The sequence below is a fragment of the Roseomonas haemaphysalidis genome (assembly GCF_017355405.1).
In the GTDB taxonomy this organism is placed as follows: Bacteria; Pseudomonadota; Alphaproteobacteria; order Acetobacterales; family Acetobacteraceae; genus Pseudoroseomonas; species Pseudoroseomonas haemaphysalidis.
In genome coordinates, this window is sequence record NZ_CP061177.1 from 1,358,013 (window position 1) to 1,381,314 (window position 23,302).

23 protein-coding genes and 2 pseudogenes are annotated in these 23,302 nt (G+C 72.2%); 13 read left to right on the plus strand and 12 right to left on the minus strand.

What is annotated here, in order from left to right:
- The first annotated feature begins 49 nt into the window (after positions 1-49).
- Both IAI59_RS06215 and IAI59_RS06220 read left to right on the plus strand, forming a co-directional pair.
- Complete coding sequence (locus tag IAI59_RS06215; RefSeq protein ID WP_207419534.1) at positions 50-598, plus strand: transposase; 549 nt, start codon at positions 50-52, stop codon at positions 596-598.
- Between the two features lie 80 nt (positions 599-678).
- On the plus strand, positions 679-1,914 hold the full coding sequence (locus IAI59_RS06220; RefSeq protein WP_207419533.1) for an argininosuccinate synthase: 1,236 nt from the start codon (positions 679-681) through the stop codon (positions 1,912-1,914).
- Positions 1,915-2,038: 124 nt separating this feature from the next.
- Here IAI59_RS06220 and IAI59_RS06225 read toward each other — a convergent pair whose 3' ends face one another.
- Positions 2,039-2,518, minus strand: a complete 480-nt coding sequence (locus IAI59_RS06225; RefSeq protein ID WP_207419532.1) for a nucleoside deaminase — start codon at positions 2,516-2,518, stop codon at positions 2,039-2,041.
- Positions 2,519-2,563: 45 nt separating this feature from the next.
- Here IAI59_RS06225 and IAI59_RS06230 point away from each other — a divergent pair, with 45 nt between their 5' ends.
- Complete coding sequence (locus IAI59_RS06230) at positions 2,564-3,271, plus strand: hypothetical protein (protein ID WP_207419531.1); 708 nt, start codon at positions 2,564-2,566, stop codon at positions 3,269-3,271.
- 1 nt (position 3,272) lies between these two features.
- On the opposite strand, the gene IAI59_RS06235 is transcribed toward IAI59_RS06230, so the two are convergent.
- The 4 genes from IAI59_RS06235 to IAI59_RS06250 all read right to left on the minus strand — a co-directional run bounded on the left by IAI59_RS06235 (position 3,273) and on the right by IAI59_RS06250 (position 7,620).
- Positions 3,273-4,235: a Bug family tripartite tricarboxylate transporter substrate binding protein gene (locus IAI59_RS06235; RefSeq protein WP_207419530.1), complete on the minus strand. Its 963-nt coding sequence runs from the start codon at positions 4,233-4,235 to the stop codon at positions 3,273-3,275.
- A gap of 76 nt (positions 4,236-4,311) precedes the next feature.
- Positions 4,312-5,031, minus strand: coding sequence for a class II aldolase/adducin family protein (locus IAI59_RS06240; RefSeq protein ID WP_207419529.1), 720 nt, complete (start codon positions 5,029-5,031; stop codon positions 4,312-4,314).
- Entirely contained in the window at positions 5,028-6,950 is a 1,923-nt protein-coding gene (locus IAI59_RS06245) for an FAD-binding monooxygenase (RefSeq protein ID WP_207419528.1), read from the minus strand. The genes IAI59_RS06240 and IAI59_RS06245 overlap by 4 nt, the downstream gene beginning before the upstream one ends.
- A gap of 232 nt (positions 6,951-7,182) precedes the next feature.
- Entirely contained in the window at positions 7,183-7,620 is a 438-nt protein-coding gene (locus tag IAI59_RS06250; protein WP_207419527.1) for a MarR family winged helix-turn-helix transcriptional regulator, read from the minus strand.
- Between the two features lie 117 nt (positions 7,621-7,737).
- Between IAI59_RS06250 and IAI59_RS06255 the strand changes: the two genes are divergently transcribed.
- From IAI59_RS06255 to rsmD, 3 genes and pseudogenes are all read left to right on the plus strand, one after another.
- Positions 7,738-8,451 carry a gamma-glutamyl-gamma-aminobutyrate hydrolase family protein gene (locus IAI59_RS06255; RefSeq protein WP_207419526.1) on the plus strand — a complete coding sequence of 238 codons (714 nt, stop codon included), beginning with the start codon at positions 7,738-7,740 and terminating at the stop codon, positions 8,449-8,451.
- A 14-nt stretch (positions 8,452-8,465) separates the two neighbouring features.
- Positions 8,466-9,248, plus strand: a pseudogene (locus tag IAI59_RS06260) (pseudouridine synthase); the annotation flags it as partial.
- A 177-nt stretch (positions 9,249-9,425) separates the two neighbouring features.
- A complete protein-coding gene (gene rsmD / locus IAI59_RS06265; protein WP_207419524.1) occupies positions 9,426-9,980 on the plus strand; it encodes a 16S rRNA (guanine(966)-N(2))-methyltransferase RsmD in 555 nt (184 codons plus the stop codon).
- A 256-nt stretch (positions 9,981-10,236) separates the two neighbouring features.
- On the opposite strand, the gene serA is transcribed toward rsmD, so the two are convergent.
- Positions 10,237-11,529, minus strand: coding sequence for a phosphoglycerate dehydrogenase (gene serA, locus IAI59_RS06270; protein WP_207419523.1), 1,293 nt, complete (start codon positions 11,527-11,529; stop codon positions 10,237-10,239).
- 251 nt (positions 11,530-11,780) lie between these two features.
- Here serA and IAI59_RS06275 point away from each other — a divergent pair, with 251 nt between their 5' ends.
- Positions 11,781-12,098: a hypothetical protein gene (locus IAI59_RS06275; RefSeq protein ID WP_207419522.1), complete on the plus strand. Its 318-nt coding sequence runs from the start codon at positions 11,781-11,783 to the stop codon at positions 12,096-12,098.
- A 244-nt stretch (positions 12,099-12,342) separates the two neighbouring features.
- Here IAI59_RS06275 and IAI59_RS06280 read toward each other — a convergent pair whose 3' ends face one another.
- The 5 genes from IAI59_RS06280 to IAI59_RS06300 are packed head-to-tail and all read right to left on the minus strand — an operon-like array spanning position 12,343 to position 17,184.
- Positions 12,343-14,139, minus strand: a complete 1,797-nt coding sequence (locus IAI59_RS06280; protein WP_237181003.1) for a polysaccharide biosynthesis/export family protein — start codon at positions 14,137-14,139, stop codon at positions 12,343-12,345.
- On the minus strand, positions 14,129-15,244 hold the full coding sequence (locus IAI59_RS06285) for a KpsE/RkpR family capsule polysaccharide export protein (protein ID WP_237181002.1): 1,116 nt from the start codon (positions 15,242-15,244) through the stop codon (positions 14,129-14,131). The genes IAI59_RS06280 and IAI59_RS06285 overlap by 11 nt, the downstream gene beginning before the upstream one ends.
- A 28-nt stretch (positions 15,245-15,272) precedes the next feature.
- Positions 15,273-15,917, minus strand: coding sequence for an ABC transporter ATP-binding protein (locus tag IAI59_RS06290; RefSeq protein WP_237181012.1), 645 nt, complete (start codon positions 15,915-15,917; stop codon positions 15,273-15,275).
- Positions 15,918-15,935: 18 nt separating this feature from the next.
- A complete protein-coding gene (locus IAI59_RS06295; protein ID WP_207419520.1) occupies positions 15,936-16,736 on the minus strand; it encodes an ABC transporter permease in 801 nt (266 codons plus the stop codon).
- Positions 16,737-16,740: 4 nt separating this feature from the next.
- Complete coding sequence (locus IAI59_RS06300) at positions 16,741-17,184, minus strand: hypothetical protein (RefSeq protein ID WP_207419519.1); 444 nt, start codon at positions 17,182-17,184, stop codon at positions 16,741-16,743.
- 94 nt (positions 17,185-17,278) lie between these two features.
- Here IAI59_RS06300 and IAI59_RS06305 point away from each other — a divergent pair, with 94 nt between their 5' ends.
- On the plus strand, positions 17,279-19,198 hold the full coding sequence (locus IAI59_RS06305) for a capsular polysaccharide export protein, LipB/KpsS family (protein ID WP_207419518.1): 1,920 nt from the start codon (positions 17,279-17,281) through the stop codon (positions 19,196-19,198).
- A gap of 50 nt (positions 19,199-19,248) precedes the next feature.
- Here the strand turns inward: IAI59_RS06305 and IAI59_RS06310 are convergent, their stop codons facing one another.
- Complete coding sequence (locus IAI59_RS06310) at positions 19,249-19,434, minus strand: CsbD family protein (RefSeq protein ID WP_207419517.1); 186 nt, start codon at positions 19,432-19,434, stop codon at positions 19,249-19,251.
- Positions 19,435-19,733: 299 nt separating this feature from the next.
- Between IAI59_RS06310 and ffh the strand changes: the two genes are divergently transcribed.
- The 5 genes and pseudogenes from ffh to rplS all read left to right on the plus strand — a co-directional run bounded on the left by ffh (position 19,734) and on the right by rplS (position 23,268).
- The gene (ffh, locus tag IAI59_RS06315) at positions 19,734-21,119 is read left to right on the plus strand and encodes a signal recognition particle protein (protein WP_207419516.1); all 1,386 of its coding nucleotides are present in this window, start codon (positions 19,734-19,736) and stop codon (positions 21,117-21,119) included.
- Positions 21,120-21,150: 31 nt separating this feature from the next.
- Entirely contained in the window at positions 21,151-21,483 is a 333-nt protein-coding gene (gene rpsP / locus IAI59_RS06320; RefSeq protein WP_207419515.1) for a 30S ribosomal protein S16, read from the plus strand.
- A gap of 26 nt (positions 21,484-21,509) precedes the next feature.
- Positions 21,510-22,007, plus strand: a pseudogene (gene rimM / locus IAI59_RS06325) (ribosome maturation factor RimM); the annotation flags it as partial.
- Between the two features lie 122 nt (positions 22,008-22,129).
- Positions 22,130-22,843, plus strand: a complete 714-nt coding sequence (gene trmD / locus IAI59_RS06330; protein ID WP_207419513.1) for a tRNA (guanosine(37)-N1)-methyltransferase TrmD — start codon at positions 22,130-22,132, stop codon at positions 22,841-22,843.
- A 32-nt stretch (positions 22,844-22,875) separates the two neighbouring features.
- Entirely contained in the window at positions 22,876-23,268 is a 393-nt protein-coding gene (gene rplS, locus IAI59_RS06335) for a 50S ribosomal protein L19 (RefSeq protein ID WP_207419512.1), read from the plus strand.
- Positions 23,269-23,302: the final 34 nt, after the last annotated feature.

Consider the following 23,302-nt stretch of genomic DNA (forward strand, 5'->3'; position numbering starts at 1 on the left):
CAAAAGGAAAATATTCTTATATTTTTTGGAAAACTATGGAGTTGAGTCGATGGCTTCCATCACCACCCTCTCCGACACCACCTACGCCGCCCTCATCCACTACCTCCCGCCCCACGCCCCCCAGGGCCGCCGCACCGCCGACCTGCGCCTCCGCCTGGAAGCCATCTTCCACATGGCCCACCACCCCGCCCACGCCTGGCACCAACTGCCGGAACACTTCGGCCGTCCCAACACCGTCGCCCGCTTCTTCCGCCGCCTCACCCACGCCGGCACCTGGCATCGCTTGTTAAAAGCCCTGGCGGAATCACCCCCCAACCACCCCCTCCGCACCATCCAGCACGCCATCTGCCGCGTCTGCCGCCGCGCCGCCCGCCTCGGCGGCCTGCCGCTGCTCGCCCTCATCCGGCGGCTGGACCTGCGCGCCGCCCTCAACGGTCCCCCCTGGCTGCTGCCGGACCCGGCGCTCGCCGCCACCCTCCACGCCATCCCGCTCGGCAGCCTGCAAACGCCCGGGGCGCTGCAAACCCTGTTCCGCCTGTCCCGCGCCGCCCTCGGCCGCGCCCGCATTCCGCGCTCCGTCCGGCTGTCCTGGCCCTAACACCGGCTTGCCCGCGCCCCCCCGCTGCGGCAAACCCCCGGCCACACTTCGCCCAAGCGCAGCAAAAGGAATCCGGCACCATGGCGGTGAAAGACGTGAAGAAGGTGGTCCTCGCCTATTCCGGCGGGCTCGACACCTCCGTCATCCTCAAGTGGCTGCAAACCACCTACCAGTGTGAGGTCGTGACCTTCACCGCCGACCTCGGCCAGGGCGAGGAGCTCGGCCCCGCGCGCGACAAGGCCCTGATGCTCGGCATCAAGGAAGAGAACATCTTCATCGACGACCTGCGCGAGGAATTCACGCGGGACTTCGTCTTCCCCATGTTCCGCGCCAACGCGCTGTATGAGGGCACCTACCTGCTGGGCACCTCCATCGCCCGCCCCCTCATCGCCAAGCGGCAGATCGAGATCGCGGAGATGGTGGGCGCGGACGCCGTCTCCCACGGCGCCACCGGCAAGGGCAACGACCAGGTCCGGTTCGAGATCGGCTACTATTCCCTCAAGCCCGACGTGAAGGTCATCGCCCCCTGGCGCGAATGGGACCTGACCAGCCGCACCCGCCTGCTGGAATTTGCCGAGGCCAACCAGATCCCCATTGCCAAGGACAAGCGCGGCGAGGCCCCCTTCAGCGTCGACGCCAACCTCCTGCACAGCAGCTCCGAGGGCAAGATCCTCGAAGAGCCCTGGGACGAGCCCCCCGAGATCGTCTGGCAGCGCACCATCCGCCCCGAGGACGCGCCCGACAAGCCGACCGAGATCACGGTCGAGTTCGAGCGCGGCGACGCCGTCGGCATCAACGGCGAGCGCCTGTCCCCCGCCACGCTGCTGACGCAGCTCAACGCGCTGGGCAAGGCCAACGGCATCGGCCGCCTGGACCTGGTGGAAAACCGCTTCGTCGGCATGAAGTCCCGCGGCTGCTACGAGACGCCGGGCGGCACCATCCTCCACGTCGCCCACCGCGCCATGGAAAGCATCACCCTGGATCGTGAGGTCGCCCACCTCAAGGACAGCCTGATGCCCAAGTACGCCGAGCTGATCTACAACGGCTTCTGGTTCGCGCCCGAGCGCCGCATGATCCAGGAGATGGTGGACGCCAGCCAGGCCAGCGTCACCGGCACCGTCCGCCTGAAGCTCTACAAGGGCAACACCATCGTGACGGGCCGCCAGTCACCGCACAGCCTGTACTCCATGAAGCACGTCACCTTCGAGGACGACCAGGGCGCCTACGACCAGTTCGACGCCCAGGGCTTCATCAAGCTCAACGCCCTCCGCCTGCGCCTCGGCGCCATGGCGGGCCGCAAGGGTGGTGCGCTCTAGCCGCCAGACCTGGCCAGGGGCTCTGCCCCTGGACCCCGCCGGGGTGGTTGAACCACCCCGGACCCCGACCCCAGTAAGCCTTTTGTCCCTTTTCTTCCTGCCGGCGGGGTCTGGGGTGACACTGTCACCCCAGCGGGGGGTCCAGGGGGGCGGCGCCCCCCTGGCCGCGCAAGCCACTGAAGAACGCCCGCAGCACCGCCCCGCACTCGCCCTCCCGCACTCCGCCGATCACCTCCGGCACGTGATGGCAGGACGACGCCGCGAACACCCGCGCCCCGTGGTCGACGCCGCCCCCCTTGGGGTCGTAGGCGCCGAACACCACGCGCCGCACCCGGAAGAAGCTGGCTGCCTGCGCGCACATCGGGCAGGGCTCCAGCGTCACGAACAGGCTGCAATCCGGCAGGCGGGGGCTTTGGCGCAGCGCGGCGGCCGCGCGCAGCGCTAGGATTTCGGCATGCGCGGTGGGGTCGTGCAGTTCTTCCACGCGGTTGCCGGCGCGGGCCAGCACGCGGCCGTCGGGCGCGCAGACCACGGCGCCCACCGGCACCTCGCCGCGCGCGGCGGCGGCGCGGGCCTCCTCCAGCGCGATCTCGATGGGGCTCATGGCCCTGGGGCTTGCAATGGAAACCGCCGCGCCGCAAGCCGCCGGATGATCCGCATCCTGGCGTTGCTCCTGTTGTTCCCGCTCGCCGCCCTGGCCCAGGTGCCGCCCGAGGTGTCGCGCCAGGGCCAGGCGGCCGGCGAGGCCATCCTGGCCCGCGCCGCGAACAGCGAGGCCGATGCCCTGCCGCGCTTCGCCACGGGCGGCGCGCAGCTCCGCGCCCTGTTCAACGCCGACGCCGTGCTCGCCGCCCGCCCGCAGCCCGAGGCCGGCACGCCCGAGCTCGCGGCCTGGAGCAACACGGCGGCCGAGGTGCTGCGCTTCTACCTCGCCGCCAGCGACCCGCGCACCCGCGCCGCCCTGGCCCGCCAGGGCCGCGCGCTGCCCGACTACCAGGACGAGATCTCGGCCGGGCTGGTGTTCCTGTTGCGCGCCACCGCCAGCGCCGGGCAGGGCGCCGCCGACCACCTGTCCCGCCTGCCGCCCGCCGGGCGCGCGGATCGCGAGGCCGGGCTGCGCCGCATGGGGGAGGGGGCGGCGCAGATGCTGCAGGGCCTGCTCGCCGTGCTGCGCGAGCCCGCGCTGCGCGCGGACAATGCCCGCGCCCTGGCCGGTGCCCTGGCCACCGACCTGCCGCTCCTGCGCGCCAGCCTGCCGGACCAGGCGCGCGCGGCCCTGCAACGGCAGATGGCATCGCTGCGGCTGGCCGATGCCGCTGCCGCCGCGCTGCTGGACCAGGCGCGGCGAGCGCTGTGAGCTATTCCGGCTGGATGCCCGCCGCTTCCGCGATGCGGGTGTTGCGCGCGTATTCGGCCGCGATGAAGCGCGCAAAGGCGGCGCGGTCCTCGTCCACCGGCTCGGCACCCTGTTCCACCAGCCGGGCGCGCAGCCCGGCATCCTGCGCCAGGGTGCGCACGGCGGCATTCAGCTTGTCGGCTTCCGCATCCGGCAGGCCCTTGGGGGCCCAGAGCGCGTACCACAGCGTGAAGTCCAGCCCCGGCAACCCCGCCTCGGCGGCGGTGGGAATGTCCGGCGCGCGGCTGGCGCGGGCGGGCGACAGCACCGCGAAGGCGCGCAGCTGCCCCGCCTCCACCTGCGGCAGCGCCGAGCCAAGGGGCGCGACCATCAGCGCCACGTTGCCCGACATCACGTCCGTCAGCGCCGGCGCGGTGCCGCGGTACGACACGATCAGCGACCGCACTCCCGCCGCGCGCTGCAGGCTCTCGGTCGCCAGATGACCCATGGAGCCCAGCGCCGAATTGGCGAAGCCGAAGCGGTCCGGCTGCGCGCGCAGGGCGGCCAGCAGGGCGGGCAGCCCTTCCGGCGTTTGCCGCGGGTTGCCCACCAGCACCATGGGCGAGGTGGCCAGCCGCGCGATGGGCGTGAAGTCGGCCAACGGGTCGTAGGGCACGCTGCGCATCACGCGCTGCGCCATCAGGTGGATGTCGGCGTTGACCAGGAGGGTCTGGCCGTCGGGGGCGGCGCGCGCCACCTCGGCCGCGCCCAGGGTGTTGCTGGCGCCGGAGCGGTTTTCCACCACCCAGGTCTGTTGCAGGACCTCGCCCAGGCGGTTGGCATACAGGCGGCCGATCACGTCGATCGCGCCGCCGGGGGCGGCGGGCACGATCAGCCGCACGGGGCGGCGCTGCGCCCGCGCGGCCCCGGGGGCGAGCCCCGGCAGCGCGGCGGCGGCGAGCAGGAGGGTGCGGCGAAGCGTCATGGTCGTGGTTCCTTCCCTGGAAGCCCCGCCGGCGCGGCCATGGCTCTGCGGCCTGTGCCGCGCCGGGGCTGTGGTTCTAGATGCCGCCGAAGCCCGCGCGGGCGCGCCAATAGGACCAGGCGCGGTCCAGCGGCCGCTCGCCCATCAGCATGGCCGAGGTGAGCTTGGTTTCCCCCTCGGTCAGGAAGCGCGGCGTGCCCAGGGCGGCGGCGCGGGCCTGCAGCTCGGCGTTGTCCTTCATGCGCACGCACACGAACACCACGGCGGGCAGCGAATGCGCGGCGCAGGTGGCGCCGTGGTTGCGCAACAGCACCGAGGTGCCCTGGCCCAGCGCCGCGGCCAGGCTGTCGGCGCGGGGGATGTCGTCGATCAGCATGTTGGTGTCGCCGAAGCCGTCGCGGCTGTCCCACACCGGCACCGGCCCGCCGAGCACGGAAGCCATGTGGAACACCGGGCGCAGCGGCACCTCGGCCACCGTGAAGGGCAGCACGGCGGGGCAGTGGTGGTGCACGGTGGCCTGCACGTCCGGCCGCGCCGCGAAGATGCGGGCGTGCAGGACGCTTTCCAGATAGGGGCGCAGGCCCTGCGGGTTCACCGCCACGCCGTCCAGGTCGAATTCCAGCAGGTCGTCGCGGCTGACCAGCTCGGGCGAGCGGGAACGGGACAGGAAGAAGCGGTCCGCCCGGCCGGGGTGGCGCACGGCCACGTGGCCGAAATCGTCCAGCACCCCCTCATGCGCCAGGATGCGGTTGGCGATGACGAGGTCGCCCAGCAGGGCGTGCAGGTCCTGGGTCACGCGGGGCTGGCCATGGCGGCGGCGGGGCGGGGGTCGGGCATGGGCGGTTCCTCGTGTTGCTTTTGGGGTGCGGGCAGCAGGACGCGGCCGAGAAAGGCGGCGAGCCCGGCATGATCGTCCAACGGCAGAACATGCGCCACATGCTGGTCCGGGCGCACCAGCACCATGCAGCCCTGGTCGCGGTCGATGCCGCGCAGGTCAAAGATGTCGGGCAGCGGCGCCAGCGCGGGGCAGAAGGCCTTTTCATAGTCGGTCAGGCCGAGGCGCCCCTTGGCGGGGCGCAGCAGCGGCGGCAGGTCATGCAGCTCCAGCGCCCGGTGCGGCTGCTGCAGCACGGCGCGGGTGTCGATCACGGCATCGCCGTCGGCACCCGGGGGCGTGTGGCGCAGCAGGGGCGAGGCGGGGTCCTCGGCCAGGGAGCGGCACAGCGACACCAGCCGCGCGCCGCAGGCATCGGCGAACAGCAGCAGGCGCCAGCGCCCGTCGGCTTCCGCCACATGGCCCAGATGCACCGGCTTGGCGTCGGCCAGCCGCGTCACGGGCGCGGAATGCAGCCGCATGCCGATGGGAAAGCCCGTGGCCAGCCCCTGATGCGTGTCCGGCCCGGTGATCAGCGATGGCGCGTAGCGCATGGCGGTGCCGGCGGTGAAGCGCCCCTGCTGCTGGAAGTAGGCCTGGAACTCCGCCGGGTCGACGCCCACCCCGTCCGGGTCGCCCGGCCGGCGCACGGGGGCGGAGAACATCCGCGCCAGCTTGCGGTCAAAGGCGATCAGCTCCTCGGCCACCGCGTGGCGTTCAAAGGAATAGGTTTCCAGCAGCGCGGGGGGCGACTGGCCGCGCAGCACGGCGGCCAGCTTCCAGCCCAGGTTGAAGGCGTCCTGCATGGACACGTTCATGCCCTGGCCCGCCTTGGGGCTGTGGGTGTGGCATGCATCGCCCGCGATGAACACGCGCGGCACCGCCGCCCCATCGTCGAAGCGCGCGCACAGCCGCTGGCCGATCTCGTAGACCGACCACCACGCCACCTCCCGCACCTGCAGCGTGTAGGGGGCCAGGATGCGCTGCGCCGCGGCGATCAGGTGGTCCACGCCGATGTTGCGGCTGGCCACGCGCTCGTCCGGCGCCAGCTTGTCCAGCTCGATGTAGAGCCGCACCAGATAGCCGCCTTCGCGCGGGATGATCAGCATGTTGCCCTGGGCGGCGGAATGGATCACCGCCTTGAGCCGCAGGTCGGGAAAGTCGCTTTGCGCCAGCACGTCCATGACGCCCCAGGCCTGGTTGGCGGAATCGCCTTCCAGCGTGGCGCCCAGCGCCTGCCGCACGGCGCTGCGGGCGCCGTCGCAGCCCACCACGAAGCGGGCGCGCACCGTCTCCTCCACCCCGCCCGGCCCCGCCAGCCGCACGGCGACGGGGTGGCTGCCGGTGCCGACCTCCAGCCCCAGGAACTGCCGCCCGTAATCCGGCTCCAGCGGCTGTGGCGCGCGGCGCATGCGGTCCAGAAAGAAGTCGTGCACCCGCGCCTGGTTGAGGATCACGTGCGGAAACTCGGACAGCCCGTCCTCGGTGTCCTGAATGCGGCCGCTGCGGCGGATGGCGCCGGAATCGCCCGGCTTCCAGAACACCGTCTCGTTGACCCAGTAGGCTTCGCGCAGCACCCGTTCGGCGAAGCCGAAGGCGTTGAACATCTCCATGGTGCGGCAGGCGATGCCGTCCGCCTGCCCGAGCTGCAGCGGCCCCTCCCTGCGCTCCACGATGCGCGTGGTGATCCCGGGAAAGGCCGCGAGCTGCGCGGCCAGCGTCAGCCCCGCCGGGCCGGAGCCGACCACCAGCACGTCCACCTCCGCCGGGGGCGTGGCGGGGGGCAGGGCACGTGGCTGCTCCGGGTCGCCGGGGCGGAAGCCGTCGAGGTGGAACTGCATGCCGGTGGCCTCCCGCATCGTGCTGATAGAGTGAACACATAAAATATGTATGCGGTCAATGTTGATGGGGGAGGGGAAAGGTCAGGGAAATGAATTCCCCTGAAACCCCTTCTTTTTTCTGGCTGATGTCGGGGAGTGGCTATGGACGCGGGTGCGGCGGCTGCCAGCACGTGGCCACCGGAAACAGATAAAAAGAAGATGGGGCCCGGGGAATTCCTTCCCCGGCCTTGCTTCATTCCCCCGCCGGCAGCCGGCCCACGAAAGTCTTGAGCAGCGCCACGAACTGCCGCTGCTCGGCCGGCGACAGGCGTTGCATCATCTCGGACTGCACCGCCGCCACGCGCGGCCCGATCTCGCGCAGCAGCGCCGCGCCGGCGGGGGTAAGGGACACGGTCTTCACCCGCCGGTCGCGCGGGGAAGGCGCGCGCAGCACCGCGCCCTTGGCTTCCAGCCGGTCCAGCACGCCGCCCAGCGTCGCCCGGTCGATGGCGATCAGCTCCGACAGCCGCGTGGCGTCGATGCCGGGCTGCGAGGCGATGGCTTCCAGCGCCGCGTATTGCATGGAGGTGACGTCGTGCCCCGCCAGATGCGCCGAGAACACCGCCCCCGAGATCTGGTGCGCGCGGCGGATCAGGTGGCCGGGCATCTCGTACAGGGCGTCGATCGACATCGGGGCATCCGGGGTGGTGGCGGGCGCTGTCTAGGGCAGGGCGGCCCCGTGGGGAAACCGGGGGTGGCGGCGGGAATAACATTTGTCGCCGTGCCGGTGCCGGTCTAGCAACCGCGCATGCGCAAGATGCCCCTGATTGGCGTGACCCTGGACGCCGAGCCCGCCGGCGGCTGGTCCAAGCTGCCCTGGTACGCGGTCCGCCAGAACTACCTGTCCGCCATCGCGGCGGCCGGCGGCCTGCCCGTGGCCCTGCCGCACGAGCCGGAACTGGCCGAGCACTACCTGGAGCGGATCGACGGCCTGCTGGTCACCGGCGGCGCCTTTGACGTGGACCCCGCGCTGTATGGCGGCGGCCCGGCGCATGCCACCGTATCCCTGAAGTCCGGCCGCACCGCCTTTGAGCTGGCGGTGACGCGCGGCGCCCTGGCGCGCGACATGCCGGTGCTGGGCATCTGCGGCGGCCAGCAGCTGCTGGCCGTGGCCTTCGGCGGCACGCTGATCCAGCACATCCCGGACAGCGTGGAGAACGCCCTGGCGCATGAGCAGCCCAACCCGCGCACCGAGCCGGGGCACGAGGTTTCGGTGACCGCCGGCACGCTGCTGGCGCGCATCGTCGGCGGCACGCGCATGGCGGTGAATTCCGCGCACCATCAGGCGGTGGACCGGCCCGGCCAGGGCGCCGTCGTCAACGCCGTGGCGCCGGACGGGGTGGTGGAAGGCATCGAGCACCCCGGGCACCGCTTCGCGCTGGGCGTGCAATGGCACCCGGAATACGCGGTGGACCCGGCCGACCCCCGCATCTTCGACGCCTTCGTGGAGGCCGCCCGATGAGCGACGACAGCGAGATCCCCGAGGTCGAGCGCGGCGAGCGCATCGCTAAGTGGCTGGCGCGCGCCGGCATCAGCAGCCGCCGCGACGCCGAGAAGCTGGTGGCCGAGGGGCGCATCGCCATCAACGGCGAAACGCTGGACACCCCCGCCAGCTTCGTGGCGCCCAACGACGTGGTGTCGCTGGACGGCCAGCCGGTCGGCGCGCCGGACCGCACCCGCCTGTTCCGCTACCACAAGCCCGACGGGCTGGTAACCACGCACAAGGACCCGGAAGGCCGCCGCACGGTGTTCCAGGAGCTGCCGGCCGGCCTGCCGCGGCTGGTGTCCGTCGGCCGCCTCGACCTGACCAGCGAGGGGCTGCTGCTGCTGACCAACGACGGCGCGCTGAGCCGCAAGCTGGAACTGCCGGACAACGCCTGGATCCGCCGCTACCGCGCCCGCGTGCACGGCTTCGTCGATGAGCGCGCGCTGGAGCAGCTGTCGCGCGGCATCACGGTGGACGGCGTCGCCTATGGCCCGATCGAGGCCGGGCTGGATTCCCGCCAGGGCACCAACGCCTGGCTGACCGTGGCGCTGAAGGAAGGCAAGAACCGTGAGGTGCGGCGCGTGCTGCAGCACCTGAACCTGACCGTGACGCGGCTGATCCGCACCGCCTACGGCCCGTTCCAGCTCGGCACCCTGCCGCGCGGCGCGGTGGAGGAGGTCAATGCCAAGGTGCTGCGCGACCAGCTGGGCCTGGACGCCCCGCCGCGCATCCGCCGCGGCAAGGACGCCGCCGCCCCGGCCACGCCCGCCGAGCCCCTGCCGGAAGCCATTGCCCGCAGCCGCCCGGCCAAGGCGCCGCAGCCCAAGCTGCCGCGCGCGCGCAACGCCGCCCGCTCGCTGGGGCTGGACGGACCGCCGCGCAACGGTCCCGGCGGCACGCGCGGCGCCCCCAAGCCCGGCACCCGCGCCGCCCGCAAGCCCCGCTAGCCGGTGCGCATCGTCGCCGGCCTGCACCGCGGCCGCCGCCTGGCGGCGCCGGACGGGCAGGCCACCCGCCCCACCGGCGAGCGGATGCGCCAGGCGCTGTTCGACATGCTGTGGCACGCCCCCTACGCCGGCCGCGAGGCCATCGAGGGGCAGGCGGTGCTGGACGCCTTTGCCGGCACCGGCGCGCTGGGACTGGAAGCCCTGTCGCGCGGCGCGGCGGGCGTGAGCTTCATCGAGCAGGACCGCGCGGCACTGGCGGCGCTCCACGCCAACATCGCCGCGCTGAAGGCGGAACCCGCCTGCACCGTGCTGGCCGCCGATGCCACCCGGCCGCCCCGCGCGCGCGCGCCTTGCAGGTTGGTGTTCCTCGACCCGCCCTACGCGAAGGACCTGGTGCCCCGTGCGCTGGCGGCGCTGGCCGGCGCCGGGTGGATCGCGCCCGGGGCGCTGGTCTGCGCCGAGGTGGGGCGGGCAGAGGTGCTGGAAGCACCGGGCTTCGCGGTGCTGGCGGAGCGGGAGCACGGGGCGGCGCGGGTGGTGGTGATGCGCGCCGGTTGATGAGGTGGCCAGGGGCGCTGCCCCTGGACCCCGCTGGGGAGGCTGAGCCTCCCCAGGCCCCTGCGAAAGAAAGCATTCCGGGCCATGAGGCCGGGGCGGGGCGCCGGTCCAATTTTTATAAGGAAAGCCGCCGGCGCCGAACCCTCAGTCCCCGGGGGTCATCGACCCTCGGGGCGCTGAAAACAGATGGCGGGGCCTGGGGGGACACTGTCCCCCCAGCGGGGGTCCAGGGGGCGGCGCCCCCTGGCCTGTCCCCTCAGTGCCGCTCGTAGATCAGCCGGGCGCGAATCGTCCCCGGCACCTCGCGCAACGCGCCCAGCACGCCCTCCGGGTCCTGCACGCTGTCGGCGTCCACCACCACGTAGCCGATCTGCGGGTCGGTCTGCAGGTACTGGGCGGAGATGTTCAGGCTGAAGCGGCTGAAGGCCTCGTTCAGCGCCGCCAGCACGCCGGGCACGTTGTGGTGGACGTGCAGGAAGCGGGTGCCGCGGGTGGTGGCGGGCAGCGTCACTTCCGGGAAGTTCACGGCGCCGAGCGTGGCGCCGGTGTCGGAATAGTCCGACAGCTTGCGGGCGGTTTCCTCGCCGATGCGTTCCTGCGCTTCTTCCGTGCTGCCGCCGATGTGCGGCGTCAGGATGACGTTGGGCAGGCCCTGCAGGGGGGAGGAGAAGACGTCGCCGTTGCGCTTGGGCTCCTCGGGGAAGACGTCGGCGGCGGCGCCCAGCAGGTGGCCGGACTTCAGGGCGGCGGCCAGGGCGTCGAGGTCCACCACGCGGCCGCGGCTGTTGTTGATCAGGATGGCGCCGGGGCGCATGGCGGCGATCTCGGAGGCGCCGATCAGGTTGGCGGTCTGCTCGGTTTCGGGCACGTGCAGCGTCACCACGTCGCTGGCCGCCAGCAGGTCGTGCAGGCTGGCGGCGGCCACCGCGTTGCCGTGGCCGAGCTTGGGGATGGTATCAAAGTAGATGACACGCATGCCGAAGGCCTCGGCCAGCACCGAGATCTGGCTGCCGATGTTGCCGTAGCCGACGATGCCCAGCGTCTTGCCGCGCACCTCCCGCGCATGGGTGGCGGACTTGTCCCAGCCGCCGGCATGCGCGCTGTTGGAGCGGTCGGGGATGCGGCGCATCAGCATCACGATCTCGCCCATCACCAGCTCGGCCACGCTGCGGGTGTTGCTGAAGGGGGCGTTGAACACCGGGATGCCGAGCTGCTTGGCCGCCGCCAGGTCCACCTGGTTGGTGCCGATGCAGAAGCAGCCCACGCCGATCAGCCGGTCGGCGGCGCGCAGCGCCTCGGCCGTGAGCTGGGTGCGGGAGCGGATGCCCAGCAGGTGCACGCCCTGCAGGGCACGATGCAGCGCCTCGCCCTCCAGCGCGCGGCTTTCGCGCTGGATGTTGCTGTAGCCCGCGGCGCCCAGCAGGCTGACGGCGGTGTCGGACACGCCTTCCAGCAACAGAATGCGGATGCGGTCCTTGGGCAGCGAGATGCGCTGGTTGGACGGCACGGGGCTGTTGGGCGGGGCGGGGGGCGCGGTCAGGTCGGACATGCCGCTTCCATGCCTCTGATCGCGGGGCGCGGGAAGTGCCAAACCGGCAGGCAAGTCCTGCCGCCGGCGCAACGGACGCGGCCCGCCCCGAAATCGCCGTGCCACCGCCACGCGGCGCCAGGGCATGGGCGCCATGCGGCGGCGGGGGGCATTGCGCTGTTGCAGGGCGGCGCCGCCACGGCCACCTTCCGCCTCACAAACGGCCCGCCGCCGCAAGAAGCGGGCACAGCCCCACCTCGGAGATTGCCCCCATGGCCCTCGAAACCCTCGCCCTGTCCCCCAGCGCCCGCCGCCGCCTGACGCTGGACGCCCTCCGCGGCATCGCCCAGGGCGACCTGGCCGAGCGCCTGCGCCTGGATGCTGCCGCCCGCATCCTCGGCACTGTCCGCCGCATGGCCGAGGACGGCATCCCCGCCCCGCGCGCCGCGCTGGACTGGAACCCCGCCCTGGTCACCGCCCGCGAGCAGGCCGAGGCGATGACCCCCGCCCAGGTGGACGCCCTGCTGGCCGAGGCCCCGGCCTGGGCCAAGGATGCCCTGGCGGTCCCGGCGCTGCGCCACGCTGCCTGAAGCGGACGCCGCTTTCTGAAAAAAGCCGGCGGGGGCGTGGCCCTCGCCGGCTTTTTCATGTCCGGCGGTGGGGAGGGAAGGCTGGGGGGGAGGAATTCCCCCAGGCCACCAGCTTCTTTTGGCAGCCGAAGAGGGTCTGGTGCAGCCGGATCGCCGCACTGCGGGCGACCCGCCTGACCGGCCGAAACCGTAAGTCCGATAGAAGAAAGATGGGGGTCCGGGGGAATTCCTTCCCCCGGCCTTCTCACAGGTCGCTGATGTAGCGGGCCGACAGGGCCGACTGGTATACCAGCTGCAGCAGGTCGCGCGCGATCTGGAAGCTCTTGGCGCCGAGCTGCGGCAGGGCGATCAGCTCGTCGCCCGGGCGCGGGCCTTCGCGCGGGTCCAGGATCACCTGCCCGCTGGCGCGGCGGATCATCACGGAGCTGGTGTCGCCGCGCTGGGTGACGCCGCCGGCGGCGTCCAGGTAGTCGCGGATGCTCATGCCTTCGCGCCACACCACGCCGCCGGGGTTCAGCACCTCGCCGCCCACCAGCACGGTGTCGGAGCGCTCCGGGATGACGATGGTGTCGCCGTCTTCCAGCCGGATGGCGGCGCAGCGGCCCTGGTTGTCCACCGCCACCAGCCGGCCCTCGGGCTGGATGCGGCGGCCGCGCTGGATGTAGGTGGACACCAGCTGCGCTTCCTGCGCGCGGATCTCGGCCACGCCCGTGGTGGTGGAGGAGGCGGTGAAGAGCTGCCGCTCCAGCCGGTCCAGCGCCTCGTTGATGGAGCGCAGCTGCTGCGCGGCGAGGCGCTTGCGCAGCACGTAGACCGAGCGCGTATCGGCCAGCGCCGGGTTGACGGCCACGTAGTCCAGCAGCTGGCACAGGTTGGCGTCGCGGTCGGCCACCAGCACGGAGGGGCCGATGCGGCTGCCTTCCACGAACACCCGCACGGTGGGGGCGGGGGCATCGGTGATGAAGGTGACGGTGTCCTGGTCCAGCAGCGGCAGGCGGCGCAGCTCCGCCAGCGTCGCGTAGCGCGACCAGGGCTGGCTGTTGCGGGTGCCGCGCACCACGGCGTTGGTGGCCGCCGGCAGCGGGCCGGCGAGGTCCACCAGCTCCTGCCCCGTCATGCTGCGCCCGTCCACCTCGAACAGGTAGTTGTTGCGCACCGCGCCGTCGGCCGAGATGGTGGCGCCCTGCTTGCCGACCACGATGGTGTCGCCGTCCTGCAGGCTGATGCCGGGCAGGGCGCCGCGCAGCAGAAAGGGGTAGAGGTCGATCCGGCCTGCCGTGCGGCCGCCGCGCTTGACCTCGATATCGCGATACGAGCCGCGCGCGGGGTCCACGCCGCCGGCGCGCAACAGGAAGTCCAGCACGGTGTCGGAGGCCGCGCCCATGTGGCGTCCGGGCACGCGCACGTAGCCGGTGACGAACACGCCCACGTTGCCGGCCGACAGCAGCACGGCATAGACCTGCACCTGCTGGGTGTAGACGCGGCGCACTTCCGCCTCGACGTTGCGCTGCAGGTCGCCGGCGCGGATGCCGGCCAGGCGGATCGGGCCGATGGAGGGGAGGAACACGTTGCCCTGCGCGTCCAGCGCCGCGATCACCTCGCTTTCCACGGGGCCCCACACGCGGATGCTGACGCGATCGCCCGCCGCCAGGCGGTAGTTGGGGTTGCCCGTGTCGGAAGGCGAGGGCGCCTGGCGCGTGAACAGCGCGGCGCCGAACACGGTGCGCGACGGCCCGGCGAAGCGGAAGGGCTCGGCCAGCGGACCCTGCGCGGTGGCGCCGGCCTCGGCCTCGGTGGTGGAGCCCGCGCGGTTGATCAGGGTTTCCGGCGGCAGCAGGCTGGGCAGTTGCGCCTGGGTGGAGGAGGACTGCGTCAGCAGCCCCGGCGTGGGCGAGCTCAGGGTCTGCTGCCCGGCGCCCGTCTGCTGCTGCTGGGCCTGCTGCGCCTGCAGCATCTGCTGCTGCAGCGCGGACTGGGCCCGCGCCGCGCCGGGTGCCAGCGCGAGCGCGAGCAGGAGGGGAAGGACGCGGCTAGAGCGCATGTTCACGAACACCCTGGATCAGGAGCCAACCGACCCCGTAGGTCATGGCGAGGACGCCGAAGATGCTGAACAGCGTCAGCGCCGCCTTCGGGTAGAGCGGATATTCCGCGAGGTTGGGCTGCACCACGCGCGACAGGAACAGCTGCTGGCGCTGCGCGTCCATGCGCGCGGTTTCCAGCGAGGCGGCGGCGGAGGCGAGCTGCTTGGTGGCGAATTCGCGTTCCAGCGACAGGCGCTCGAAGGTCGCCAGCCGCTCGGGCAGCGCCGCCTCGCCGGTGGCTAGGCGCGTGCGCTCAGCGGCGATGCGCGCTTCCAGCGCCGCGATGCGGTTGCGCAGCGTCACGATCTGCGGGTTGTCGGCGCGCATGAAGGAGGATTTCTCCTGCAATTCGGTGCGCGTGCTGTTGAGCGCGTTTTCCAGCGCCGCGAAGCCCTGCTGGCCGATGGCGGCGATGCCGGTGGGGTCCACCGCCTGCTCGCGCTGGCGCCATTCGGTCAGCGCCAGCTGGGCGTCCACCACGCGCTGCTCGGCGCGGTCCAGTTCCGCCTGCGCGCTTTCCACCGAGGCGGCGCGGGCGCGCGAGGAGAGCTGGTTGACGAATTCCTCCGAGATGGCGAGCTGCGCTTCCGCCATGCGCCGCGCGTCTTCCGGGCGAAAGGCGCGGGCCTGGATGGTGGTGATGCCGCCGGTGGCGTCCACGGTCACGCTGTTCATGTGGTTGTAGTAGATCTGCAGGAACTCGGCCGGCATGTCCGGGCCCCACAGCCGCGCCAGCCGGTCGGCTTCAGGGCGCCGGTAGATGTCGATCAGCCCCGCGCGCTCGCGCAGCTTTTCCACCGCGTCGTGCGACTGCAGGTAGTCGCGCACCGTGATGGCTTCCTCCGGCATCTGCTTGAAGCCGGTGGCGGCGCCGAGCGCCTCGCTCAGCGCCGAGCCGCCGCGGGCTTCCTGCCGGCCGCGGATCACGAAGCGGGCTTCCGACACGTATTGCCCGGCGGCGATGCCGTAAAGGTACACGCCGGCCAGCACGGTCGGCAGCATCACCAGCAGCAGAAAGAAGCGGCGCTTCCACAGCATGCGCAGCGGCCACGCGGGGCGTGCCATGCGCGGCCGCGCCGCCGTCAGCGGGATGTCAGAGACCCTGGTAGGCGGCGATAGCTTCATCGACATCCTCATAGAATTCCAGCATGCCGTTCCGCAGGATGGCCGCCGTGTCGCAGTATTGCCGGACGTGCATGGCGTTGTGGGACACCATGATCATCGCCGCGTTCTGCCGCCGCATCTGCAGCATGTGCTGGCATTTCGCGGCAAAGCGCGCGTCGCCGGTGGAAAGCGCCTCGTCCACCAGGTAGCAGTCGAAATCCACCGCGAAGGACAGGCCCATCAGCAGGCGGCTGACCATGCCGGAGGAATAGGTGTTCACCGGCTCGAAGAAGTAGCGGCCGAGCTCGGAGAACTCCTCCACGAAGTCCTGTGTCTGCTGCACGGGCGTGCCGTAGAGCCGCGCGATGAAGCGGGCGTTGGACGCGCCGCTGGTGATGGTTTGCAGCCCGTAGGCCCCGCCAATGGGCCAGGAGATGCTCATCTCGCGCCGGATCACGCCGCGGTCGGGGTTCTCCACGCCGCTCAGCAGCCGCAGCAGCGTGGACTTGCCCGAGCCGTTGCGGCCGAGGATGCCCACCTGGTCGCCGCGGCGGATGCGCCCGTGCACGCCGCGCAGGATGACGTGCTGCGCGCCGCTCTTGTGGCTGTGAAAGCCCTTCCAGACGTCGAGCATCTCGATCACCGGCGCGCCTCACCGGGCCATGGAAAGGCGTGGCCGCGCCGCGCGCATCGCCGCCATGGCCAGCACGTTGAGGATCAGGATCCACAGCATCACGTAGGGGAGGCTGAAATAGGACACCACCTTGTCGCCCCATTGGGCGTGGCGCATCGCCTCGTGCACATTGGCCAGCGGGTTGTACAGAAGCGCGTCGCGCGTCGCGGGCGTGACGCTGGCGAGCATCAGAAAGGCGGCGGAGAAGGGCATCATCAGGTAGGTCAGCGGGTGCACCAGGCGCTCGACCGGCTCCACGAACACGATCAGCGCCGCCAGCAGGGTGCCGACGCCGTGGCCGATCAGCGCGCTGAACACCAAGCTGACCACGAACAGCCCGGGGTGCGCCGGCCAGTAGCCGCCGAACAGACCGCCGCCCACCACCAGCAGCCCGATCACCACGCTGCAGGCCGCGGCTTCCAGCAGGGTGCGCGCCATGGTCAGGTCGTGCAGCTTGACGCTGCGGTGGTACAGCAGGGGCATGCTGTGGGTGATGGCGCCGGCGTTGCGCGTCAGGATGCCGCGGAACATGTAGAAGGGCGCGTAGCCCAGCGCGTAGAACAGAAAGACCGGGATGTTGTTGGGCAGCCCGCGGTCCGTCATCCAGTGGATCAGCGAAACGCCGAAGCCCAGCATCATCGGCTCGGCGACCAGCCACAAGTAGCCCACCTTGCTTTGCCCGAAGCGCAGCTGCATTTCCCGCAGCACCAGCGCGTGGAGCACGCCCAGCTGCGCCGAAAGGGCGCCGCGCCGGGCACGGCGGGGGACGTGGTCGCTCATCGGCTCAGGGAGCGAAGACGGCGGCATTGGAGGGCGGCGCGCCGTTGCGCAGCAGCGGGCGCACGCCCACCCACTGGCCCGGCGCTTCCTCGCAGTAGATCAGCTGGCGCCCGGCGGTCAGGCCGCCCAGCAGCAGCTCGCGGCAGGGCCGCCCGCCACCCGAGTTGTAGGCGCGGGTGACACGCGCGGGCGCCTGCGGGTTGCCGACGTATTCCTCCTGACCGATCTGCGCGCGGGCGGCGAAATCGGCCAGCGGGTCCGGCACCCGGGCGGGGACGCTGGCGGGGGCGGAGCGCGCGTCAAGGCTGCTGCCGCCGCCGGACCACAGTGATCCGCCGCCGCCGCAGGCGGACAAGGCGACCAGCAGGGGCAGGGCCAGGCACCGCCTGAACAGCCCCGCCAGCATCGCTGGCGCGAATGATCCGTTCGTTGTGAGAAATCCGTTCACGCCGACTTTGCATCCTGTTTAACGAAGCGGAAGCTACTCCACCGCAATGGCCGTGGCAAAGCGAACCCGCAGCGGGCATGCTGCCTTGCAGCAAATGACTGGAATCGCCCCCGCCCCGGATGCCTCGCCCCGCCGCCGCCTGCTGTTTCCGGCGGCGGACCTGTTGCGCTGGCCGCACCTGCCGGCCTTCTGGCCTGAGCACCAGCCAGTGGCGGGAAACGCCGACCTGCTGGCATGGCCCGAAGGGCGGGCGGTGCCGCCGGACGCGCCCGCCACGCTGCTGCGCTACGCCCCCGGGCCGCTGCGGGCGCCCCGTTTCGGGACGCGGCACGCTCCGGTGGCGCTGCTGCTGCCGCCATGGCCGGCCCCGGAGTCGCGGGGCCCGGAGTCGCGAAAGCTGGATCCGGCCGTTGCCGCCCGCGCCGCCCAGGCGGCGGAGTTCCTGGCCAGGGCGCGCATCGGCGGCGAGCCGGGGTTGCCGGACCCGCGTGCCGCCGCGCTGGGCCTGGCGCCGCGCGGCGCGGTGCTGCTGCTGGACCCCTGCCGTCCGGGGCCGGCCGTGCCGTGCGTCGCCGCCGCCAGGGCCGCCGCCGCGCGGGCGCGCCTGCCGCTGCTGCTGGCGCGCAACCCGGCCGCCCCCGCCGGCGCGCCGCCGGTGTTGCCCGTGCCGCCCGGCGCCACGCGGCTGGACGCCCGGCTGTCGCCCTGGACGCTGCTGGATTGCGCGGCCGACCTGCATGGCGCCAGCGACGAGATGGCGCTGCTGGCCGCCGCCGCCGGGGTGCCGGTGGCGGGCGAGAAACTGGACCCGGTGCCCCGCCTGGCCGCGCTGATCGCCGCTAGCCGCTGCGCCGACCCGTTTCTGCGCCGCCCCTGGCGATTCGAAGAGGCGCTGGAACAGCTGGACGCCTGGTGCCGGGCGCAGGGGGAAAACCGGCCCGTGGCGGTGTGCCTGGGCATGTCCTGGTGGAAGCGCGAGCGCGTTGGCGCCTTGTTCGCCCATGCCGGTGGCATGCCCCGCTTCGCGCGGCGGCCGGAGGCGGCGCTGCGCCAGGCCGCGGCCGCCAGGGCGCGCGACGGCGAGGCCGCGCTGGCCGCCTGGGCCCGCGCCGTGCCCGCCGGGTTCCGGGCCCGTTGCGAGGCCGCCGGCGTGGCGCTGTTGACGGTGGAGGACGGCTTCGTGCGGTCGCGCGGGCTGGGGGCGCGGTTTCTGCCGGGGGCGTCCTATGCCGTGGACGGCTCGGGCATCTACTACGACCCCGCGCGGCCCAGCGCGCTGGAACGGCTGCTGGCCACCGCCGAGTTTTCCCCCGCGCTGCTGGCCCGCGCGGCGGCGCTGCGGGAGGCGATCGTTTCGCGCGGCGTGACCAAGTACAACCTGTCGGGTGCCGCGCCCGTGCTGGCGCCGCCGCCGGGCCGCCCGGTGCTGCTGGTGCCGGGGCAGGTGGAGGACGATGCCTCCGTGCGGCTCGGCGGCGGCGCCATCCAGGGCAACCTGGCGCTGCTGCGGGCGGTGCGGGCGGCGCATCCGGGGGCCTGGATCGTGTTCAAGCCGCATCCGGACTTGGAAGCCGGGCTGCGCCGCAACGCCGTGCCCCTGGCGGCGCTGCGCGCGGTGGCCGACCAGATCGTGTCCGGCGCGCCGCTGACCGGGTTGCTGGGGCAGGTGGACGCAGTGCACACGCTGACCTCGTTGTCCGGCTTCGAGGCGCTGTTGCGCGGCGTGCCGGTCACCACCTGGGGGCAGCCCTTCTATGCCGGCTGGGGCCTGACGGAGGACCGCAACCCCGTGGGACGCCGCGGGCGCGTGCTGCCGCTGGACGCGCTGGTGGCGGCGGCGCTGATCCTGTTTCCCCGCACGGTGGACCCGCTGACCGGCCTGCCGTGCCCGCCGGAGGTGATCCTGGAACGGCTGGACGACCCGTCCGCCTGGCCGCTGCCGAGCGGCGGCTGGTACCGGGGAATGGAGGCGGCGCTGCGGCGGGCGCTGGACCGCCTGCGGGGGCGGGCATGAAAAAGGCCCGCCGGGTTTCCCCGGCGGGCCTGTTCTGATCGCGGGGGCGATCAGATCTTGCGGGTGGAGTCCCGCACGTCGTCCTTGGCCTGGCCGACCGCGGACTGCGCCTTGCCGGCGGTCTTCTCGGCCTTGCCTTCCATCTCGGTGGAGGTGCTGCCGGTCACCTTGCCGGCAACTTCCTTCACAGCGCCCTTGGCCTGCTTCAGCGCGCCGTCGATGCGATCCTTGTCCATGTCAATGGCCTCCGTAAATTGTTGATTACGCTTTGCTTCGCCTGTCCGGTCGGCGGTTCACGCCGGCCTATGGGATGAACGGTTTCACCCTGGCGGAGTTGCAGGGGGAAACGCGGCGCTTGACCCGCCGGCGGTGCGGCGGGTAGACAGCGGCCTCGCGCGTCCTGTGATGGGACACGCGCTTTCGGTCGGTGCGATCCTGTGAGACGCCCGGCTCCGTCGCTCCGCGAAGACTCGCGCAGCGGCGCGTTTTGTTTTGGGCGGGCCTCATCCCGCCGCGAGAAGGAGTGACCAGCGCGGTGTTCGAGGCTCTTTCGGGCAAGTTGAACGGGGTGTTCGATCGGCTGCGCCGCCGTGGCGCGCTGACCGAGGCCGACGTCGCCGAGGCCTCCCGCGAGGTGCGCCTGGCCCTGCTCGAGGCCGACGTGGCGCTGCCCGTGGTCAAGGACATCGTCGCCAAGGTGCGCGAGCGCGCCGTGGGCGCCGAGGTCATCAAGTCCGTTTCGCCCGCCCAGCAGGTCATCAAGATCGTCAACGACTGCTTGGTCGAGGCGCTGGGCGGTGGCGAGGGGGTCGAGCACGTGCCGGGCATCAGCCTGGCCGCCGCCGCGCCGGTCGCCATCCTGATGATCGGCCTTCAGGGCTCGGGCAAGACCACCACCTCGGGCAAGATCGCGCTGCGGCTGCGCACGCGGGACAAGAAGAAGGTCTTGCTGGCCTCGCTCGACGTGCACCGCCCGGCCGCGCAGCTTCAGCTCGAGACGCTGGCCAGGCAGGCGGGCGTGACCAGCCTGCCCATCGTCGCCGGCCAGTCGCCCTTGCAGATCGCGGCGCGCGCCATGGAAGTGGCCCGCGGCGAGCTCTACGACGTCGTTATCCTCGACACCGCCGGCCGCCTGTCGATCGACGAGGCGCTGATGGACGAGGTCGCCGCCGTGAAGGCCGCGACCCGCCCGCATGAAAGCCTGCTGGTGGTCGATGCGATGACCGGCCAGGACGCGGTGCAGACCGCGCGCGCCTTCAACGAGCGCGTGGGCGTGACGGGCATCGTCATGACGCGCGTGGACGGCGATGCGCGCGGCGGTGCGGCGCTGTCCATGCGCGCCGTCACCGGCGCGCCGATCAAGCTGCTGGGCGCGGGCGAGAAGCTCGAGGCCCTGGAGGATTTCCACCCCGACCGCATCGCCGGCCGCATCCTCGGCATGGGCGACATCGTCAGCCTGGTGGAAAAGGCGGCGGAGACCATCGACCGCGCCGAGGCCGAGAAGATGGCCGCGAAGATGCAGAAGGGTCAGTTCGACCTGGAAGACTACGCGGGCCAGCTCAAGCAGATCGGCAAGATGGGCTCGCTGTCCGGCATCCTCGGCATGCTGCCCGGCATCGGCAAGATGAAGGCGCAGATCGAGAACGCCAACCTCGACAACACGCTGCTCAAGCGCCAGGCCGCCATCATCGGCAGCATGACGCCCAAGGAGCGGCGTAATCCAGACATCCTGAAGGCCTCCCGCAAGAAGCGCATCGCCGCCGGCGCGGGAGCCACCGTTCAGGACGTGAACCGGCTGCTGAAGCAGTTCGACGACATGTCCGCGATGATGAAGCGGATGAGCAAGCTCGGCCAGAAGGGGATGATGCGCGGCGGTCTCGGCGCGCTTCTCCCTGGGGCCGGGGGCAAGCGCCCCTTCTAGTTTTCATAGACCAACACAGGAACTGATCCTTATGGGCCTGAAGATCCGCCTCGCGCGCGCCGGTGCCAAGAAGCGCCCCTACTACCACATCGTGGTGGCCGACAGCCGCTCGCCCCGCGACGGCCGCTTCATCGAGAAGGTGGGCAGCTACAACCCGATGCTGCCGGCCGACCACGCCGACCGCGTGCGCCTGCAGGACGAGCGCATCAAGCACTGGCTGAGCGTCGGCGCGCTGGCCACCGACCGCGTCGCCAAGTTCCTCGGCAAGGCCGAGCTGGCGCCGATGCCGGTGTTCCGCGAGCAGCCCAAGCAGTCCGCGCCGAAGAAGAAGGCGCAGGAACGCGCCGCCGCCAACGCCGCCTGACCAGCGACGCCCGGTAGCAGCCAGCCATGGCCAATCAGCGCATCCTGGTGGGGGAGATCGGACGGCCGCACGGTGTGCGCGGGCTGGTCCGTGTCCAGTCCTTCACCGCGCGGCCGGCGGATATCGCCGGCTACGGCCCGCTCTCGGACGAGGGCGGGGGGAAGGTCTTCGCGCTGCACTGGCTGGCCGAGGGGCTGGCGCGCATCGACGGCGTGGCCGACCGCGACGCGGCCGCCAAGCTGACCGGCACTAGGCTCTACGTCGACCGCGCCAGCCTGCCGCCGCCGGAGGAGGACGAGTACTACCTCGCCGACCTCATTGGCATGGTGGCGCGCGACGCGGCCGGCACCGAGCTCGGCACGGTGCGGGCGGTGGAGGATTTCGGCGCGAGCCCCTTCCTCACCGTCATCACCGAGGCGGGCCGCGACGTGCTGGTGCCCTTCACCCGGGCCGCCGTGCCCGAGGTGAAGGTCTCGGAAGGCTGGCTGACCGTGGTGCCGCCCGCCGACGGCGCGCTGCCCGAGGGTCTGGCCACCGCGCCCGAGCCCGACAGCGCCCTGGACGGCGAGGCGCCGCACGCGCTGCCGCGCCGCCAGGATGTCGGCCGCCGCGGCATTCCGCGCCCACCGCGTGGCAGCACGCTGCCATGACGCCCTGGCACGCGACCGCGCTGACCCTGTTCCCGGAGATGTTCCCCGGCACGCTCGGCCATTCCCTGGCCGGCCGCGCGCTGCGGGACGGCAAGTGGAGCCTGGATACCCTCCAGATCCGCGACTTCGCGACGGACAAGCACCGCACCGTGGACGACACCCCCTTCGGGGGCGGCGCGGGCATGGTGATGCGGCCGGACGTGGTGGATGCCGCCTGCGCGGCGGCGCTCGCCGCCGGGCCGGCGCGGCCGCTGGTCTACCTCACCCCCCGCGGGCGGGTGCTGGACCAGGGGCTGGCGCGGGAGCTGGTGGCGGGCCCAGGGGTGATCCTGGTGTGCGGCCGCTACGAGGGGCTGGACCAGCGGGTGATCGAGGCGCGCGAGATGCGCGAGGTCTCGGTCGGCGACTATGTGCTGAGCGGAGGCGAGCCGGCGGCCCTGGTGCTGCTGGATGCCTGCGTGCGGCTGCTGCCGGGTGTGATGGGCGGGGCGACGAGCGCGGAGGAGGAAAGCTTCTCCGAGGCGGCGCCCCTGCTGGAATACCCGCATTACACGCGGCCGGCGGAGTGGGACGGGCGGGCGGTGCCCGAGGTCCTGCTTTCCGGCCACCACGCCGAGGTGGCGCGCTGGCGCCGTGGCATGGCGGAGGCGGCGACGCGCGAGCGGCGGCCGGATCTCTGGTCGCGCCGCACCTCGTCCGTGGCCCATTGATTCTAGAACGTCTTTTCGAGAGGTTATTAGCCATGAACCTGCTGCAGCAGTTCGACGCCGAGCAGAAGGACCGCCTGCTCGCCGCCCGCGCCGTTCCCGAGTTCGCCGCCGGCGACACCGTCCGCGTGATGGTGAAGGTGGTCGAGGGTGAGCGCACCCGCACCCAGGCCTATGAGGGCGTCGTGATCGCGCGCTCCAACAAGGGCCTGCACAGCAACTTCACGGTGCGCAAGCTGTCCTACGGCGAGGGCGTCGAGCGCGTCTTCCCGCTGTACTCGCCCAGCATCGCCGAGATCGCCGTGCTGCGCCGGGGCAAGGTGCGCCGCGCCAAGCTGTATTACCTGCGTGGCCGCACCGGCAAGTCGGCGCGCATCGCCGAGAAGACCGTGGCCCGCGCGCCCAAGGCGACCGCCGCCGAGGCCTGATCCTTTCCGGGATCGGCTTTGCGGGACGCCGCGC